15 protein-coding genes are annotated in these 15,691 nt (G+C 52.5%); 14 read left to right on the forward strand and 1 reads right to left on the reverse strand.

Annotated elements, in window-relative coordinates:
* Positions 1–197: 197 nt before the first annotated feature.
* The 12 genes from J4617_RS08615 to J4617_RS08670 all read left to right on the forward strand — a co-directional run bounded on the left by J4617_RS08615 (position 198) and on the right by J4617_RS08670 (position 10,801).
* On the forward strand, positions 198–1,841 hold the full coding sequence (locus J4617_RS08615; protein WP_001238434.1) for a methyl-accepting chemotaxis protein: 1,644 nt from the start codon (positions 198–200) through the stop codon (positions 1,839–1,841).
* Between the two features lie 84 nt (positions 1,842–1,925).
* Positions 1,926–2,213: a DUF2623 family protein gene (locus tag J4617_RS08620; RefSeq protein ID WP_001059119.1), complete on the forward strand. Its 288-nt coding sequence runs from the start codon at positions 1,926–1,928 to the stop codon at positions 2,211–2,213.
* 189 nt (positions 2,214–2,402) lie between these two features.
* Positions 2,403–3,521 carry a hydrogenase 2 small subunit gene (gene hybO, locus J4617_RS08625; protein WP_000145429.1) on the forward strand — a complete coding sequence of 373 codons (1,119 nt, stop codon included), beginning with the start codon at positions 2,403–2,405 and terminating at the stop codon, positions 3,519–3,521.
* A 2-nt stretch (positions 3,522–3,523) separates the two neighbouring features.
* Complete coding sequence (hybA, locus tag J4617_RS08630) at positions 3,524–4,510, forward strand: hydrogenase 2 operon protein HybA (protein ID WP_001081721.1); 987 nt, start codon at positions 3,524–3,526, stop codon at positions 4,508–4,510.
* The gene (gene hybB, locus J4617_RS08635; RefSeq protein ID WP_000017678.1) at positions 4,500–5,678 is read left to right on the forward strand and encodes a Ni/Fe-hydrogenase cytochrome b subunit; all 1,179 of its coding nucleotides are present in this window, start codon (positions 4,500–4,502) and stop codon (positions 5,676–5,678) included. Before hybA ends, hybB begins: the two co-directional genes overlap by 11 nt.
* A complete protein-coding gene (hybC, locus tag J4617_RS08640; RefSeq protein ID WP_000083044.1) occupies positions 5,675–7,378 on the forward strand; it encodes a hydrogenase 2 large subunit in 1,704 nt (567 codons plus the stop codon). Before hybB ends, hybC begins: the two co-directional genes overlap by 4 nt.
* The gene (locus tag J4617_RS08645; protein WP_001221960.1) at positions 7,378–7,872 is read left to right on the forward strand and encodes a HyaD/HybD family hydrogenase maturation endopeptidase; all 495 of its coding nucleotides are present in this window, start codon (positions 7,378–7,380) and stop codon (positions 7,870–7,872) included. Before hybC ends, J4617_RS08645 begins: the two co-directional genes overlap by 1 nt.
* Positions 7,865–8,353, forward strand: coding sequence for a hydrogenase-2 assembly chaperone (gene hybE, locus J4617_RS08650; RefSeq protein WP_000004951.1), 489 nt, complete (start codon positions 7,865–7,867; stop codon positions 8,351–8,353). The genes J4617_RS08645 and hybE overlap by 8 nt, the downstream gene beginning before the upstream one ends.
* A complete protein-coding gene (gene hypA, locus J4617_RS08655; protein WP_000544945.1) occupies positions 8,346–8,687 on the forward strand; it encodes a hydrogenase maturation nickel metallochaperone HypA in 342 nt (113 codons plus the stop codon). The genes hybE and hypA overlap by 8 nt, the downstream gene beginning before the upstream one ends.
* 27 nt (positions 8,688–8,714) lie before the next feature.
* On the forward strand, positions 8,715–8,963 hold the full coding sequence (gene hybG / locus J4617_RS08660) for a hydrogenase maturation factor HybG (RefSeq protein ID WP_000334887.1): 249 nt from the start codon (positions 8,715–8,717) through the stop codon (positions 8,961–8,963).
* Positions 8,964–9,038: 75 nt separating this feature from the next.
* On the forward strand, positions 9,039–10,091 hold the full coding sequence (locus J4617_RS08665; RefSeq protein ID WP_017466050.1) for an ABC transporter substrate-binding protein: 1,053 nt from the start codon (positions 9,039–9,041) through the stop codon (positions 10,089–10,091).
* The gene (locus J4617_RS08670; RefSeq protein ID WP_017466051.1) at positions 10,091–10,801 is read left to right on the forward strand and encodes a molybdate ABC transporter substrate-binding protein; all 711 of its coding nucleotides are present in this window, start codon (positions 10,091–10,093) and stop codon (positions 10,799–10,801) included. The genes J4617_RS08665 and J4617_RS08670 overlap by 1 nt, the downstream gene beginning before the upstream one ends.
* Positions 10,802–10,868: 67 nt before the next feature.
* Here J4617_RS08670 and yghU read toward each other — a convergent pair whose 3' ends face one another.
* On the reverse strand, positions 10,869–11,735 hold the full coding sequence (gene yghU / locus J4617_RS08675) for a glutathione-dependent disulfide-bond oxidoreductase (RefSeq protein WP_000774852.1): 867 nt from the start codon (positions 11,733–11,735) through the stop codon (positions 10,869–10,871).
* A 226-nt stretch (positions 11,736–11,961) separates the two neighbouring features.
* Here yghU and gss point away from each other — a divergent pair, with 226 nt between their 5' ends.
* Both gss and J4617_RS08685 read left to right on the forward strand, forming a co-directional pair.
* Entirely contained in the window at positions 11,962–13,818 is a 1,857-nt protein-coding gene (gene gss, locus J4617_RS08680; protein ID WP_017466052.1) for a bifunctional glutathionylspermidine amidase/synthase, read from the forward strand.
* Positions 13,819–14,487: 669 nt separating this feature from the next.
* On the forward strand, positions 14,488–15,546 hold the full coding sequence (locus tag J4617_RS08685) for a methyl-accepting chemotaxis protein (RefSeq protein WP_017466053.1): 1,059 nt from the start codon (positions 14,488–14,490) through the stop codon (positions 15,544–15,546).
* Positions 15,547–15,691: the final 145 nt, after the last annotated feature.

Here is a 15,691-nt window from a genome sequence, read left to right on the forward strand (position 1 = left end):
ACTACATCTATTCATTTACCCAGTAATAAGACTAAAAGATTTTCTCTGCGTTCACAGATATATAACATCTGCGGGTACGTGAACGGCGATAACTGTAAAAAAATGGAGAATGCATTATATATTCTCCGCGCCTTGCCGATAACGAGAGTGCGTCATCGTCTGATGACTAATCTCTTATATTCAGCAAGGAAATTCATATGCGTTTGCTGCAAAACTTTACTATTCGTATGGTCATGCTGACGATACTGGGACTTTTTTGTCTACTCTGGTCGGGGGTGGGTTTATACAGCGTCCATGCTTTATCCGAAGTTTCGGAAGGAAATGATATTGACCGGCATCTTGTGCGGCAAATGACGGTGCTAAGCCAGGGTAACGATCAATATTTCCGCTTTGTTACCCGCCTTAGCCGCGCGATGGATGTAAAAATCGGCGGCGGCACGCCCGATTTTGCGCCCGCCCGGCAGTCGCTCGAGAATATGCGTCAGAAGCTGGAGGAGATGAAAGCGCTATCGCCAGGGCCGATGAACCCTGATATCTCAAGGGAGGTGTTGTCCAACTGGCAGGCCTTGCTGGAGAAAGGCGTCGTTCCTCAAATGCAACTGGCGCAGCAAGGATCGCTGACCGCCTGGAGCGAACATGCCAGTACGGTCACGCCCGCACTCAGTCGCGCGTTCGGCGCCAGCGCGGAACGGTTTAGTCATGAAGCTGGCGCCATGCTGGATAACACCCGCGTGATGGTCGATGGTAAAACCTATACCATCCGCATCCTGCTTATCACGGCGGTGATTCTGGGCATTGCTATCCTGATTTTTACCGATCGCTATCTGGTTGCAATGATGGTGAAACCGCTGGAGCGCATCCGTCAGCAATTTCAGCGCATCGCGCAAGGCGATCTTAGCCAGCCGATTGAAGCGTTGGGGCGTAACTGCGTAGGCCGGTTGGTGCCGCTACTACGCGCGATGCAGGACAGTTTACGCGAAGCCGTGAGTACGATCCGCGCCGGAAGCGACAATATCTGGCGCGGCGCGACGGAAATTTCTACCGGTAATAACGATCTCTCTTCCCGAACGGAAGAACAGGCCGCCGCGCTGGAAGAAACTGCCGCCAGCATGGAACAGCTTACCGCAACGGTGAAAATGAACGCCGAACACGCCCGCCAGGCGAGTCAGCTTGCGGATGCCGCCTCGCTAACGGCAGGAAAAGGCGGTGAACTGGTTTCCGATGTGGTAGAAACAATGAACGGTATTTCCGCCAGTTCGCAGCAGATCGCCGAAATTACTACCGTGATTAATAGTATTGCTTTCCAGACCAATATTCTGGCCTTGAACGCAGCGGTAGAAGCGGCCAGAGCGGGCGAGCAGGGACGCGGCTTCGCGGTGGTCGCCGGTGAGGTACGTAACCTGGCCAGCCGCAGCGCGGGGGCGGCGAAAGAAATTGAAGCCTTAATTGGCGAATCGGTACGTCGCGTAGCGCAAGGCGCGCAGTTGGTCCAGGAGACCGGCGCGACGATGGACGCCATCCTGCGCGGCGTCACGGAAGTGACGACGATTATGAAACAGATCGCGTCCGCCTCCGAAGAACAGAGTAAAGGTATTTCTCAGGTTGGCGTGGCGATCACGCAAATGGATAGCGTTACGCAACAAAACGCCGCGCTGGTTGAGCAGGTTTCCGCGGCGGCGGCGGCGCTGGAACGGCAGACGGAGGATTTGCAACGCTCCGTACAGCAGTTCCGGCTTTCCGCTAGTGAGCCGCAACAACGCGTAACGGCGAAAGCGGCGCCTGGCGTTCAGAGAATGGCGTCGGCTCCCGCACAGTCTACTGATGAATGGGTTTCCTTCTGATGTGAAGCAAAAAAGCGCGTAATGCGCTGGCCTTCATTTAATTAGTCGCTATATAATTTATTATATAGCGACTAAGGAGGTCAGATGAATAATCATTTTGGGAAAGGGTTAATGGCTGGGTTGCACGCGCCATATGCATATAGCGCGCATCATGCGGTGAATTTCTGTTCTGAGTATAAACGTGGCTTTGTATTGGGTTTTACACACCGTATGTTCGAAAAGACCGGCGATCGTCAACTTAGCGCGTGGGAGGCCGGAATTCTGACGCGTCGCTATGGTCTGGATAAAGAAATGGTGATGGATTTCTTTAAAGAGAATCATTCCGGGATGGCGGTTCGCTTCTTTATGGCCGGTTATCGACTCGAAGGTTGATCCAACAGGGGTATTATCTTGCTTTAATTAATTACACTATCGCCTCTTCCCTTCGTTTTACTGTTCCGTCGAAGTATTATGGCGCACATAACCATAAAAAAAGTGTGGTAAATGGCGTACCGATCGCAATAACTTCTTCGCGAACAGTGCAAAATAAAAGCCAGGTCTTCGTAACGGAATAACTATAAAATGACTGGAGATAATACTCTCATCACTTCTCACGGCATTAACCGTCGTGATTTCATGAAGCTTTGTGCAGCACTGGCCGCTACTATGGGGCTCAGTAGCAAAGCCGCCGCAGAAATGGCAGAATCGGTATCCAATCCACAGCGTCCGCCCGTTATCTGGATTGGCGCTCAGGAGTGTACCGGTTGTACCGAATCACTGCTTCGTGCTACACACCCAACCGTTGAAAACCTCGTTCTGGAGACCATCTCTCTGGAATACCACGAGGTACTTTCCGCCGCATTCGGTCACCAGGTCGAAGAAAACAAACATAACGCTCTGGAGAAGTATAAAGGGCAATATGTTCTGGTGGTGGATGGTTCTATCCCACTAAAAGATAACGGTATCTACTGCATGGTTGCCGGCGAGCCGATCGTGGATCACATCCGCAAAGCCGCCGACGGCGCAGCCGCGATTATCGCTATCGGTTCCTGCTCGGCATGGGGCGGCGTTGCTGCGGCTGGCGTAAACCCAACCGGCGCTGTCAGTCTGCAGGAAGTCTTACCGGGCAAAACGGTTATCAATATTCCAGGTTGTCCGCCAAACCCGCATAACTTCCTGGCGACCGTCGCGCATATCATCACTTACGGCACGCCGCCGAAGCTGGATGCGAAAAACCGTCCAACCTTTGCCTATGGCCGTCTGATTCATGAGCATTGCGAACGTCGTCCACACTTCGACGCAGGCCGTTTTGCCAAAGAATTTGGCGACGAAGGCCACCGTCAGGGCTGGTGTCTCTACCATCTTGGCTGTAAAGGGCCGGAAACCTGGGGCAACTGTTCTACGTTACAGTTCTGTGACGTTGGCGGCGTCTGGCCAGTGGCGATCGGTCATCCTTGCTATGGCTGTAACGAAGAAGGTATCGGCTTCCATAAGGGCATTCACCAGCTTGCTCATGTCGAAAACCAAACTCCGCGTTCAGAGAAACCTGACGTCAATATGAAAGAAGGCGGCAATATCTCTGCGGGCGCTGTCGGTCTGCTTGGCGGCGTAGTCGGTCTGGTTGCCGGCGTCAGCGTGATGGCGGTACGTGAACTGGGGCGTCAGCAAAAGAAAGATAACGCTGACTCACGGGGAGAATAACCGTGAACAGACGTGACTTTATTAAAGCAGCCTCCGGTGGAGCATTGCTGTTGGGCGCCGCGCCGTCTGTCAGCCATGCGGCTGCAGAAAACCGTCCGCCGATTCCAGGTTCGCTGGGCATGCTGTATGACTCCACTCTGTGCGTGGGCTGTCAGGCCTGCGTCACAAAGTGTCAGGATATCAACTTCCCGGCGCGTAACCCGGAAGGGGAGCAGACCTGGTCGAACAACGACAAGCTGTCGCCGTATACCAATAACATTATCCAGGTATGGCGTAGCGGCACGGGCGTGAACAAAGATCAGGAAGAGAACGGCTATGCCTACATCAAGAAACAGTGTATGCACTGCGTCGATCCTAACTGCGTTTCCGTTTGCCCGGTGTCGGCGCTGAAAAAAGATCCGAAAACCGGCATCGTCCACTATGACAAAGATGTCTGCACCGGCTGCCGTTACTGTATGGTTGCCTGCCCGTACAACGTACCTAAGTACGACTACAACAACCCGTTTGGCGCGCTTCACAAGTGTGAGTTGTGTAACCAGAAAGGCGTTGAGCGTCTGGATAAAGGCGGTTTGCCTGGGTGTGTGGAAGTTTGTCCGGCAGGGGCCGTCATTTTCGGTACTCGTGAAGAGCTGATGGCGGAAGCGAAAAAACGTCTGGCCCTCAAACCAGGCAGTGAATATCACTATCCGCGCCAGACGTTGAAAACGGACGACACCTATCTGCATACGGTGCCTAAATACTACCCACACCTCTACGGTGAAAAAGAGGGCGGTGGTACTCAGGTGCTGGTGCTGACAGGCGTTCCTTATGAAGATCTGGATCTGCCGAAGCTGGATGACCTTTCAACCGGAGCGCGCTCCGAGCATGTTCAACACACGCTTTATAAAGGCATGATACTACCCCTGGCTGCGCTGGCGGGCTTAACCGTGCTGGTTCGTCGTAATAGCAAAAACGACCATCACGATGGAGGAGACGATCATGAGTCATGATCCAAAACCGCTGGGCGGAAAAATCATCAGTAAACCGGTCATTATTTTTGGACCGTTAATCGTCCTGTGTATGCTCCTTATCGTGAAGCGTCTGGTCTTCGGGTTGGGCTCCGTTTCCGACCTGAACGGCGGTTTCCCGTGGGGCGTCTGGATTGCCTTTGACCTGTTGATCGGCACCGGCTTTGCCTGCGGCGGTTGGGCGTTGGCATGGGCGGTGTATGTCTTTAACCGTGGGCAATACCATCCGTTGGTGCGCCCGGCGTTGCTGGCAAGCTTGTTTGGTTACTCGCTGGGCGGCCTGTCGATCACTATCGACGTCGGTCGTTACTGGAACCTGCCGTACTTCTACATTCCAGGTCACTTCAACGTGAACTCGGTACTGTTTGAGACGGCGGTCTGTATGACCATCTACATCGGCGTGATGGCGCTGGAGTTTGCGCCTGCCCTGTTTGAACGTCTGGGCTGGAAAGTGTCGCTCAAGCGTCTGAATAAGGTGATGTTCTTTATTATCGCGCTGGGCGCGCTGCTGCCGACGATGCACCAGTCCTCAATGGGGTCATTGATGATCTCGGCGGGCTATAAAGTGCATCCGCTATGGCAAAGCTATGAAATGCTGCCGCTGTTCTCGGTTCTGACCGCGTTTATCATGGGCTTCTCCATTGTCATATTTGAGGGGTCGCTGGTTCAGGCAGGCCTGAAAGGAAACGGTCCGGATGAGAAAAATTTGTTTGTTAAGCTGACGAATACCATCAGCGTGCTGCTGGCGATTTTCGTCGTCCTGCGCTTTGGCGAACTGATTTATCGCGACAAGCTGTCCTATGCGTTTGCCGGCGATTTTTACTCCGCTATGTTCTGGATTGAAGTCGTCCTGATGGTCTTCCCGTTAGTGGTGCTGCGTGTGGCGAAACTGCGTAATGACTCTCGTATGCTGTACCTGTCGGCGCTGAGCGCGCTGTTGGGCTGCGCGACGTGGCGTCTGACCTATTCGCTGGTGGCATTCAACCCGGGTGGCGGCTACCACTACTTCCCAACCTGGGAAGAATTGTTGATTTCTATTGGTTTTGTGGCTATTGAGATTTGTGCATACATCGTACTCATTCGTCTACTGCCGATACTTCCTCCTTTAAAACAAAACGATCATAATCGTCATGAGGCGAGCAAAGCATGAGCCAGAGAATTACTATTGATCCGGTAACCCGTATTGAGGGTCATTTACGCATTGACTGCGAAATTGAGAACGGCGTCGTATCCAAAGCATGGGCGTCCGGCACCATGTGGCGCGGTATGGAAGAGATCGTGAAGAACCGCGATCCGCGCGATGCGTGGATGATTGTGCAGCGTATTTGCGGCGTTTGTACGACAACTCACGCGATCTCTTCCGTTCGTGCGGCAGAAAGCGCGCTGAATATTGATGTTCCCGTCAACGCGCAGTATATCCGTAATATTATTCTGGCGGCGCATACCACCCATGACCACATTGTCCATTTCTACCAGCTCTCTGCGCTGGACTGGGTAGACATTACCTCTGCGCTGAAAGCCGATCCGGAAAAAGCTTCTGCGATGCTGGATGGCGTGTCGAGCTGGCACCTGAACAGCGCGCAAGAGTTCACGAAAGTTCAGAACAAGATCAAGGATCTTGTCGCCAGCGGTCAGTTAGGTATTTTCGCCAATGGCTACTGGGGGCACCCGGCAATGCAGTTACCGCCGGAGGTCAACCTGATTGCGGTCGCCCACTATCTGCAGGCGCTGGAATGTCAGCGTGACGCTAACCGCGTGGTGGCGTTGCTGGGCGGTAAATCGCCGCATATCCAGAACCTGGCGGTCGGTGGGGTGGCGAACCCGATCAATCTCGACAGTATCGGTACGTTGAACCTTGAACGCCTGATGTACATCAAATCGTTTATCGATAAGCTGAGCGATTTTGTCGAGCAGGTGTATAAAGTGGATACCGCAGTCATCGCGGCCTACTATCCGGAATGGCTGGAGCGCGGCAAAGGCGCGGTGAACTACCTGAGCGCGCCGGAATTCCCGACCGACGGTAAAAACGGCAGTTTCCTGTTCCCGGGCGGTTACATTACCAATGCCGATCTGTCGACATACCGTCCGATCACCTCTCACTCCGACGAATTCCTGATTAAAGGTATTCAGGAGAGCGCGAAGCACGCCTGGTATAAAGATGAAGCGCCGCAGGCGCCGTGGGAAGGCACCACGATCCCGGCTTACGACGGTTGGTCGGATGACGGTAAATACTCATGGGTCAAGTCGCCGACATTCTACGGCAAAACCGTCGAAGTCGGGCCGCTGGCGAACATGCTGTGTAAACTGGCTGCAGGTCGTGAATCCACGCAGACCAAGCTCAATGAAATCATTGCGCTTTATCAGAAGCTGACCGGCAAAACGCTGGAAATGGCGCAACTTCACTCTACGCTGGGTCGTATCATCGGGCGTACCGTTCACTGTTGTGAACTGCAAAACATATTGCAGGATCAATACAACGCGCTGATTGTAAATATCGGCAAAGGCGATTACACCACGTTTGTGAAGCCGAACATTCCGGCGACGGGCGAGTTCAAAGGCGTGGGCTTCCTGGAGGCGCCGCGCGGTATGCTGTCTCACTGGATGGTGATTAAAGACGGCATTATCAGTAACTATCAGGCGGTGGTGCCATCGACCTGGAACTCAGGTCCGCGTAACTTCAACGATGACGTGGGGCCGTACGAACAGTCGCTGGTCGGTACGCCGATCGCCGATCCGGCGAAGCCGCTGGAAGTGGTACGTACCATCCACTCCTTCGACCCTTGCATGGCGTGCGCGGTACACGTGGTGGACGCCGATGGCAATGAAGTGGTCTCGGTGAAGGTTTTGTAATGCGGATATTAGTCTTAGGGGTCGGCAATATTTTGCTGACCGATGAAGCCATCGGGGTGCGTATTGTTGAAGCGTTAGAGCAACGATACACCCTGCCGGATTTCGTTGAGATTCTGGATGGCGGTACGGCGGGAATGGAACTTCTTGGCGATATGGCGAATCGGGATCATTTGATCATTGCCGACGCCATCGTGTCGAAAAAGAACGCGCCGGGAACCATTATGGTACTGCGCGACGATGAAGTTCCGGCGCTGTTCACCAACAAAATCTCCCCCCATCAGCTTGGACTGGCCGACGTATTGTCGGCCCTCCGCTTTACCGGCGAGTTTCCGAAGAAACTGACCCTGGTCGGCGTTATTCCACAGTCGCTGGAACCGCACATCGGCTTAACGCCAACCGTCGAGGCGATGATTGAACCTGCGCTTGAGCAGGTTCTTGCTGCGCTGCGTGAATCCGGCGTCGAAGCAATTCCTAAGGAGACGGCGCATGTCTGAAACGTTTTCCGGATTCGACACGGCGCCCGTCGCCCGGGTTCAGGCGGCGTTTGAAGAGATAGCCCATCGTTCGATGCACGATCTTTCGTTTCTGCATCCGACTATGCCAGTGCATGTCTCTGATTTTACGTTATTTGAAGGACAATGGACGGGCACGGTAATTACGCCGTGGATGTTAAGCGCATTAATCTTCCCTGGCCCGGACCAGATCTGGCCCGGGCGTACCGTCGGTGAAAAACTCGGTCTGCAACTGCCTTATGGCACGATGACCTTTACCGTTGGCGAACTGGAAGGCGTTTCGCAATATCTTGCCTGCTCGTTGATGTCGCCGCTTTCCCGTAGCCTGTCGCCGGAAGAGGGCGTCCGGCTGGCGGATGACTGCGCGCGGATGCTGTTATCTCTGCCGGTAAGCAATCCTGATGCGCCGCAGACAAGCCGGCGTGCGTTGCTGTTTGGCCGTCGGAGCTGTGAGAATGCATGAGCTGTCTCTTTGCCAAAGCGCCGTTGAAATTATTCAGCAGCAGGCAGAACAGCACGGCGTGGCGCGCGTCACCGGCGTATGGCTGGAGATAGGCGCGCTTTCGTGCGTTGAAGAGCGCGCGGTTCGTTTCAGCTTTGACATCGCCTGCCAGGGAACTTTAGCGCAAGGGTGCGAATTGCACATCGACTACAGACCGGCCCAGGCCTGGTGCTGGGATTGCAGTCAGGTGGTGGAAATTCTCAGGCATGACGCGCAATGTCCGCATTGTCATGGCGATCGCCTGCGGGTGGATACCGGCGATTCGTTGAAAGTAAAGAGTATTGAGGTCGAATAACCCGCATTTTATTTCAGGTGGTTAATTATGTGTATTGGCGTCCCCGGTCAGGTGCTGGCCGTCGGAGATGATATTCACCAGCTTGCGCAGGTGGAAGTGTGTGGCATCAAACGTGATGTCAATATTGCTCTGATTTGTGAAGGTAAGCCAGCCGATCTGATAGGGCAATGGGTATTGGTACACGTTGGTTTTGCGATGAGCATCATTGACGAAGACGAAGCGAAAGCCACGTTAGATGCGCTGCGCCGCATGGAGTACGACATAACCAGCGCGTGATCCCTTAATCACCTCTATTATATCGCTCTATAATCGTTGTATAATTATTTATATATCGATTATGGGGCGAAACCTATGAATAAATTTTTGCGCCAGCTCTCTCTGCTGGCGTTGCTTTTTTGCTGGCCGTTAATGTCACAGGCGGCGCGTACTTTTACCGATCAAATTGGCCGCCAGGTCACGGTTCCGGACACCGTCGACAGAGTGGTGGTGCTCCAGCATCAAACGCTCAATCTCCTTGTACAGATGAATGCCACTGACAAAATCGTTGGGGTCATGGCGAACTGGAAACAGCAATTAGGCGACGGCTATGCGCGTCTGGCGCCGGAACTGGCGCAAAAAGCCTCGCTGGGCGATCTAACGCACGTTGATCCTGAAAAACTGGTGGCGCTGCGCCCGCAGGTGGTGTTTGTCACGAATTACGCTCCGCAGGAGATGATCGACAAGATCAGCCGTCTTGGCATTCCGGTAGTGGCGATTTCGCTGCGCCATGATATTGCTGGCGAGCAGGCTAAAATGAACCCGACCCTGGCCGATGAAGAGCAGGCTTATAATCGCGGGCTGCGTGAAGGAATAACGCTGATTGGCGATATCGTCAATAAACCGCAAGAGGCGAAAGCGCTGATTGAGGCGATGGATAAAGGTCGCAAGATGGTCAGCGACCGTTTGCAGTCGGTTCCTGAAAATGAGCGGGTTCGCGCCTATATGGCGAATCCGGAGCTGACCACCTACGGTTCCGGTAAATATACCGGTCTGATGATGGCCCATGCGGGGGCGCTGAATGTAGCGGCATCCTCGGTGAAAGGCTTTAAGCAGGTGACAATGGAGCAGGTGATCGCCTGGGATCCACAGGTGATCTTTGTCCAGAATCGCTATCCAAAGGTCGTCAATGAGATCCTGCACAATCCCCAGTGGCAGGTCATTGACGCGGTGAAGCATCATCGGGTTTACCTGATGCCAGATTATGCCAAAGCCTGGGGATATCCGATGCCGGAGGCGGTGGGAATCGGCGAACTGTGGATGGCGAAAAAACTCTATCCGGAAAAATTCCACGGTATTGACATGCAAAAGGCTGCTAACGACTGGTATCAACGTTTTTACCGTACTGACTATCAGGGCGTACAGTAATGCGAATACTGGCTGCGGGGAGCTTGCGCGTCGTCTGGCCGCAGCTAATGACGGCGTTTCAGGCGGATGCGGTATGTGATTTCGGTCCGGCGGGGCTGTTACGTGAACGCATCGAAGCGGGCGAAGCATGCGACTTTTTTGCTTCGGCGAACCTGGCGCATCCACAGGCGCTGTTGGAAAGCGGGCGGGCGCTGCGGGTCGCGCCTTTTACGACGAACCGTTTGTGCCTGAGCGTGCGGGCACAGGCGATGCGTGAAGGCGAGGACTGGCTGTCGCTATTAACCCGGCGGGATCTGCGGATCGGCACCTCAACAGCAGGTTGCGATCCTTCCGGCGATTATACGCAGCAGCTTTTTTCGCGGATGGGCAAGGAGGGCGAAGCGATCCGAAAACGCGCGGTAGCGCTGGTTGGCGGCAGACAGACTTTGCCGTTACCGGCGGGCCGGCTGGCGGCGGAATGGCTCATCAATCATGATTACACCGATATCTTTATCGGCTATGCCAGCTATGCTCCCAGGCTACGGCAGGTTAATTCGCTGCGAGTGGTGGATATCCCGGAACCTTATAATCCCGTGGCTGAATATGGCTTTGCCTGCCTGAGCGAGCAGGGAAAAACGCTTGCCGACTTTTTACTGTCAGCACGGGCGAGGTTGATTCTCATGCAACATGGGTTTAGTGAAGCGCCGAATATGACACACTCGCAGAACTGATAAGCGAAGCGTCAGCAGGGAATACCATGCCGGATGACGACATTACTACCTCATCCGGCATCATGGTTTAACTTTGACGTTTATCTTCGGTATGGTTTTCGAAGTCGCTGGCGTCATGGCGTTCGTGAAGCTGTTCGTTCAATGGGCCGTTGGTCCGGTTGACAATGCGCCCCCGCTTTACCGCCGGACGTTCGGCTACCTGCTTCGCCCAGCGTTGTACGTTTTGATAACTTCCGGCATCCAGAAACTCCGCTGCATCATAGACATTCCCCAGCACCACGTTGCCGAACCACGGCCAGATGGCCATATCGGCAATAGTGTACTCTTCTCCCGCGACATACGGGTGGTGAGCTAACTGCTTATCCAGCACGTCCAGCAGACGCTTGGCTTCCATGGTGAAGCGATTAATGGCGTACTCAATTTTTACCGGCGCATAATGATAGAAATGACCGAAACCGCCACCGAGGAACGGCGCCGCGCCCTGTAGCCAGAACAACCAGTTAAGGGTTTCTGTGCGCTTAGCCAGATCCTGCGGCAGGAAATGGCCAAACTTATCCGCCAGATAAACAAGAATTGCGCCCGACTCAAAAACCCGAATCGGCGGGTTGTGTGAGTTATCGCGCAGCGCCGGAATTTTTGAGTTCGGATTGATGTCAACAAAGCCGCTGGAGAACTGATCGCCCTCGCCGATGCGAATCAACCAGGCGTCATATTCGGCGCCGGTCACGCCCAGCGCCAGGAGCTCTTCCAGCATAATGGTCACTTTCTGGCCGTTAGGCGTCCCCAGCGAATAAAGCTGTAACGGATGTTTGCCGACGGGCAGCGTTTTGTCGTGCGTCGGGCCGGAAACCGGGCGATTAATGTTAGCGAACGCGCCGCCGCCGGATTTATCCCACGTCCAGACTTTTGCGGGTTGATAAGTATTATCTGCCATATTGACCTGCCTTCACAGTGGTGGTGTTGAAGTAGTGTAGCAGCTTGCTAGTCGGACATTTAACCGATTGGGACATTCCGGCGAGTGAAATTTTAACCTTCTGGCCTCAGTGTGCCTTATTGAGGTGTATGATTATGTCGACCTCTGTCCGGTTAGTGTCACAGAGCAGACAATCAGAGCGAAATCACGCCAGGCTGCTCAGGCGGTCTTGTTTTGAGGTAAGTGCATGAGCAAAGGAACCACCAGTCAGGATGCCCCCTTCGGGACATTATTGGGTTACGCCCCCGGCGGCGTAGCGATCTACTCTTCAGATTACAATTCCCTCGATCCGTGGGACGACGACGACGCAGCTTTTCGTAGCTACATCGACGATGAATACATGGGGCATAAATGGCAGTGCGTGGAATTTGCCCGCCGTTTTCTCTTTCTGAATTATGGCGTTGTTTTTACTGACGTCGGCATGGCCTGGGAAATCTTCTCGCTGCGTTTTCTGCGCGAGGTCGTGAATGACAATATTTTGCCTTTGCAGGCCTTCCCGAACGGTTCGCCGCGCGCGCCGGAGGCCGGGGCGCTGCTCATCTGGCAAAAGGGCGGCGAGTTTAACGAAACCGGGCACGTTGCGATTATCACCCAGCTCCTGGATAACAAAATTCGTATTGCTGAGCAAAACGTTATCCACACGCCATTGCCGCCAGGGCAGCAGTGGACTCGCGAACTGGAAATGGTTGTAGAAAACGGGTGTTACACCCTGCGCGACACCTTTGATGACACGACGATTTTAGGCTGGATGATCCAGACCGACGACACGCAATACAGTTTGTCACAGCCTGACATCGCGAATCAGTCGCTGGCGATTCGCAGCGCAAGACTGCCAGAGAAAGGTCAGTTTGACGGTCCGTGGCTGGATGAGCGCGATCCGTTACAAAAAGCCTATGTACAGGCGAACGGACACGTTATCAATCAGGACCCGTACCAGTATTTTACCATCACCGAGAGCGCTGAACAGGAGCTTATCAAAGCGACCAATGAGTTGCATTTGATGTACCTGCACGCCACGGACAAAGTTTTAAAAGACGATAATCTGCTGGCGCTATTCGATATCCCCAAAATTCTTTGGCCGCGCCTGCGTCTCTCCTGGCAGCGCCGTCGTCACCATATGATCACCGGTCGTATGGATTTCTGCATGGATGAACGCGGGCTGAAAGTCTATGAATACAATGCCGATTCCGCATCATGCCATACCGAAGCGGGATTAATTCTCGAAAAATGGGCTGAGCAGGGCTATACCGGTAAAGGGCATAACCCGGCAGAGGGCTTAATTAACGAGCTGGCAGGCGCCTGGAAACACAGTAAAGCGCGTCCTTTCGTCCATATCATGCAGGATGATGATATCGAGGAGGACTATCACGCGCAGTTTATGCAGCAGGCGCTGCATCAGGCCGGCTTCGCGAGCAAAATCCTCCGCGGGCTGGGCGAGTTGCGCTGGGATGACGCCGGGCAGTTGATCGATGGCGACGGACGGCTGGTGAATTGTGTCTGGAAAACCTGGGCGTGGGAAACGGCGATGGAGCAGATACGCGAAGTCAGCGAGACGGAGTATGCCGCAGTGCCTATTCGTACCGGGCACCCGGAAAATGAAGTCCGGCTGATTGATGTATTACTGCGCCCGGAAGTGTTGGTGTTTGAACCGCTGTGGACGGTGATCCCGGGCAACAAAGCGATCCTGCCCATCCTGTGGTCGCTGTTCCCGCATCATCGCTATTTGCTCGACACGGATTTTACCGTTAACGATGAGCTGGTGCAGACCGGCTATGCGGTAAAACCGATCGCCGGACGTTGCGGTAGTAATATTGATTTGGTGAGCCATCAGGAAGAACTCCTGGATAAAACCAGCGGCAAGTTCGCCACGCAGAAAAATATCTATCAGCAGTTGTGGTGCCTGCCGAAGGTCGCCGGGAAGTATATTCAGGTCTGTACGTTTACCGTGGGCGGTAACTACGGCGGTACGTGCCTGCGCGGCGATGATTCATTAGTCATTAAAAAAGAGAGCGATATTGAACCGTTAATCGTCATCAAAGCGTAACGGGGTCATTCTCGTCGGGATATCGGCGTGGGTGCCGATATCCCGCCTGTTGTGTTTACCAGCGAACGGCTATCAGCCTGCCATTTACTGGTAACATATGAGAAATAATATCACAAATTATTCTTAACTTTTCTGACGCAGGCGGTGACGCTCGCCGCGTTGGCGCATCCGTTTCCTGATTTTCGACTAATCGATACTTTTTGCGGCTGGTTACGCTGCCCCCATTCCTTTGGATTTAGGTCATGCCTGTTTGGCTGGTAAACGGACAGCATAATATATTGATGAGTCCAAATGATATTATTGGTCATATAAAAAGTTTACGTTAGGTTATTTTTCTATTGCAAAAGTTTGCGTTTAAACCCTGTCTGCAATCTTCGTGGCGAGATATAGCTACACCTAAGTAAATGCAGTTAATTATTATTCAGCTATTGTTGTCAGCCTTGTAAATAATATTTCCGTATAAAGCGAAGCGACTTCCATCATGACTATTAATGGTATTGTTGAATAGTTTACCTTGTAATTATTTAAGTTTGGTGGACGTTTTGTCTTATTCTGGTGAGCGTATGGTTATGGCAGATGACAGCCGATTTTTCATTATGTTAGCATGAGTTGATAATACTTTATCCAGGCATAGATCAGGATGTCCACATATAATAAGGAGAATGGTATATGTTTAAAAAAGTATTAGGCTTGCGCCACTGGAATAATAATGTTGTCAAAATACCGCCGCCAGCAGTAGAATCTGGCGCTAATGCGTCTGACGTGGTGGTGGATACTCCTGAGCCTTATGAGCGGATACTGTGTCAAAAAATTCTGATGGGGATCTCGACGATCGATATCATTCGTAATGCCATCATTAAGTCCTGTGAGCAGCTCAACATTGAAAAAGAACGCATTAATGAACTTAACGAACAGAATGATAAAGCCAGAAGTTCATTAAAATCGCTCGTGGAATTTATCACCGAAATTGGCACGACTTCATCGGATATTGGCTGTCGTATGGGCGACTTAAATACCTCCTTAACGCAAATTAATGCGTGTATTAAAGAGATACAGAAGATCGCTAACCAGACCAATTTGATAGCGATTAACTCCGCGATCGAGGCCGCGCGCGTAGGGGATGCCGGGCGTGGCTTTAGCGTTATTTCGAAAGAAGTGAAAAACCTGTCCGAAGATGTTAAACACAGTTCGAAAAGCGTCAGTACGTTAACCTCTGTAATCAAAGATAATACGGCCAGAGTGAGTGAGGTGCTGGATAACCAACAGCCGGTTATTGATAATATTACGACTAACATAAATCAAATTGTGGAGTCTATTGGCATCGTCATCGATAAATCGCTGAGCATGAAATCGGTCATGCAGTACATCTCTACGGTGCAGTTTTTGAATATTGTTAAAGTTGACCATGTTATCTGGAAAATGGAAGTCTACAAATTACTCTTAAATAAAGACATAAACAGCAAAATAACGATGCACGATCAGTGTCGGCTGGGGAAATGGTACTACGGTTTTGAAGGGCAGCAGTTTAGCAATTACTACAGTTTCCGTAGTCTGGAAGCGCCGCATAAAGAGGTGCATAGCGCTGGTCACTCTGCGCTGAACTATTTTGCCGCAGGCGATATGAATGCGATGTCGCAAGAACTCGACAGAATGGAGCGCTCCAGTAATGAGGTGGTTAACCAGCTGGAAATGCTGGCTGTCGATTTATTAAAAGAAACCACACTGTGAGGTCATGAGTTATTACCGTATAACCAACAGGAGCCATCATCAACAGGACTGATGTATCACACTTTCTGCACTGGAGTTATTCCGGACAGAGAAAAAAAGCATGACGCAGAAGATGGCTGTGTTTGTTTACCCGAATCACTTACCT

The sequence above is a fragment of the Salmonella sp. 32010601201800023SM genome, from assembly GCF_017572235.1.
Lineage (GTDB): Bacteria > Pseudomonadota > Gammaproteobacteria > Enterobacterales > Enterobacteriaceae > Salmonella > Salmonella enterica.

Coding starts and splice junctions, on each gene's coding strand:
- J4617_RS08645 (WP_001221960.1), top strand. CDS start 7,378: ATGCGGATATTAGTCTTAGGGGTCGGCAATATTTTGCTGACCGATGAA.
- J4617_RS08665 (WP_017466050.1), top strand. CDS start 9,039: ATGAATAAATTTTTGCGCCAGCTCTCTCTGCTGGCGTTGCTTTTTTGC.
- hybC (WP_000083044.1), top strand. CDS start 5,675: ATGAGCCAGAGAATTACTATTGATCCGGTAACCCGTATTGAGGGTCAT.
- hybB (WP_000017678.1), top strand. CDS start 4,500: ATGAGTCATGATCCAAAACCGCTGGGCGGAAAAATCATCAGTAAACCG.
- J4617_RS08615 (WP_001238434.1), top strand. CDS start 198: ATGCGTTTGCTGCAAAACTTTACTATTCGTATGGTCATGCTGACGATA.
- gss (WP_017466052.1), top strand. CDS start 11,962: ATGAGCAAAGGAACCACCAGTCAGGATGCCCCCTTCGGGACATTATTG.
- J4617_RS08620 (WP_001059119.1), top strand. CDS start 1,926: ATGAATAATCATTTTGGGAAAGGGTTAATGGCTGGGTTGCACGCGCCA.
- hybO (WP_000145429.1), top strand. CDS start 2,403: ATGACTGGAGATAATACTCTCATCACTTCTCACGGCATTAACCGTCGT.
- yghU (WP_000774852.1), bottom strand. CDS start 11,735: ATGGCAGATAATACTTATCAACCCGCAAAAGTCTGGACGTGGGATAAA.
- hypA (WP_000544945.1), top strand. CDS start 8,346: ATGCATGAGCTGTCTCTTTGCCAAAGCGCCGTTGAAATTATTCAGCAG.
- J4617_RS08670 (WP_017466051.1), top strand. CDS start 10,091: ATGCGAATACTGGCTGCGGGGAGCTTGCGCGTCGTCTGGCCGCAGCTA.
- J4617_RS08685 (WP_017466053.1), top strand. CDS start 14,488: ATGTTTAAAAAAGTATTAGGCTTGCGCCACTGGAATAATAATGTTGTC.
- hybE (WP_000004951.1), top strand. CDS start 7,865: ATGTCTGAAACGTTTTCCGGATTCGACACGGCGCCCGTCGCCCGGGTT.
- hybG (WP_000334887.1), top strand. CDS start 8,715: ATGTGTATTGGCGTCCCCGGTCAGGTGCTGGCCGTCGGAGATGATATT.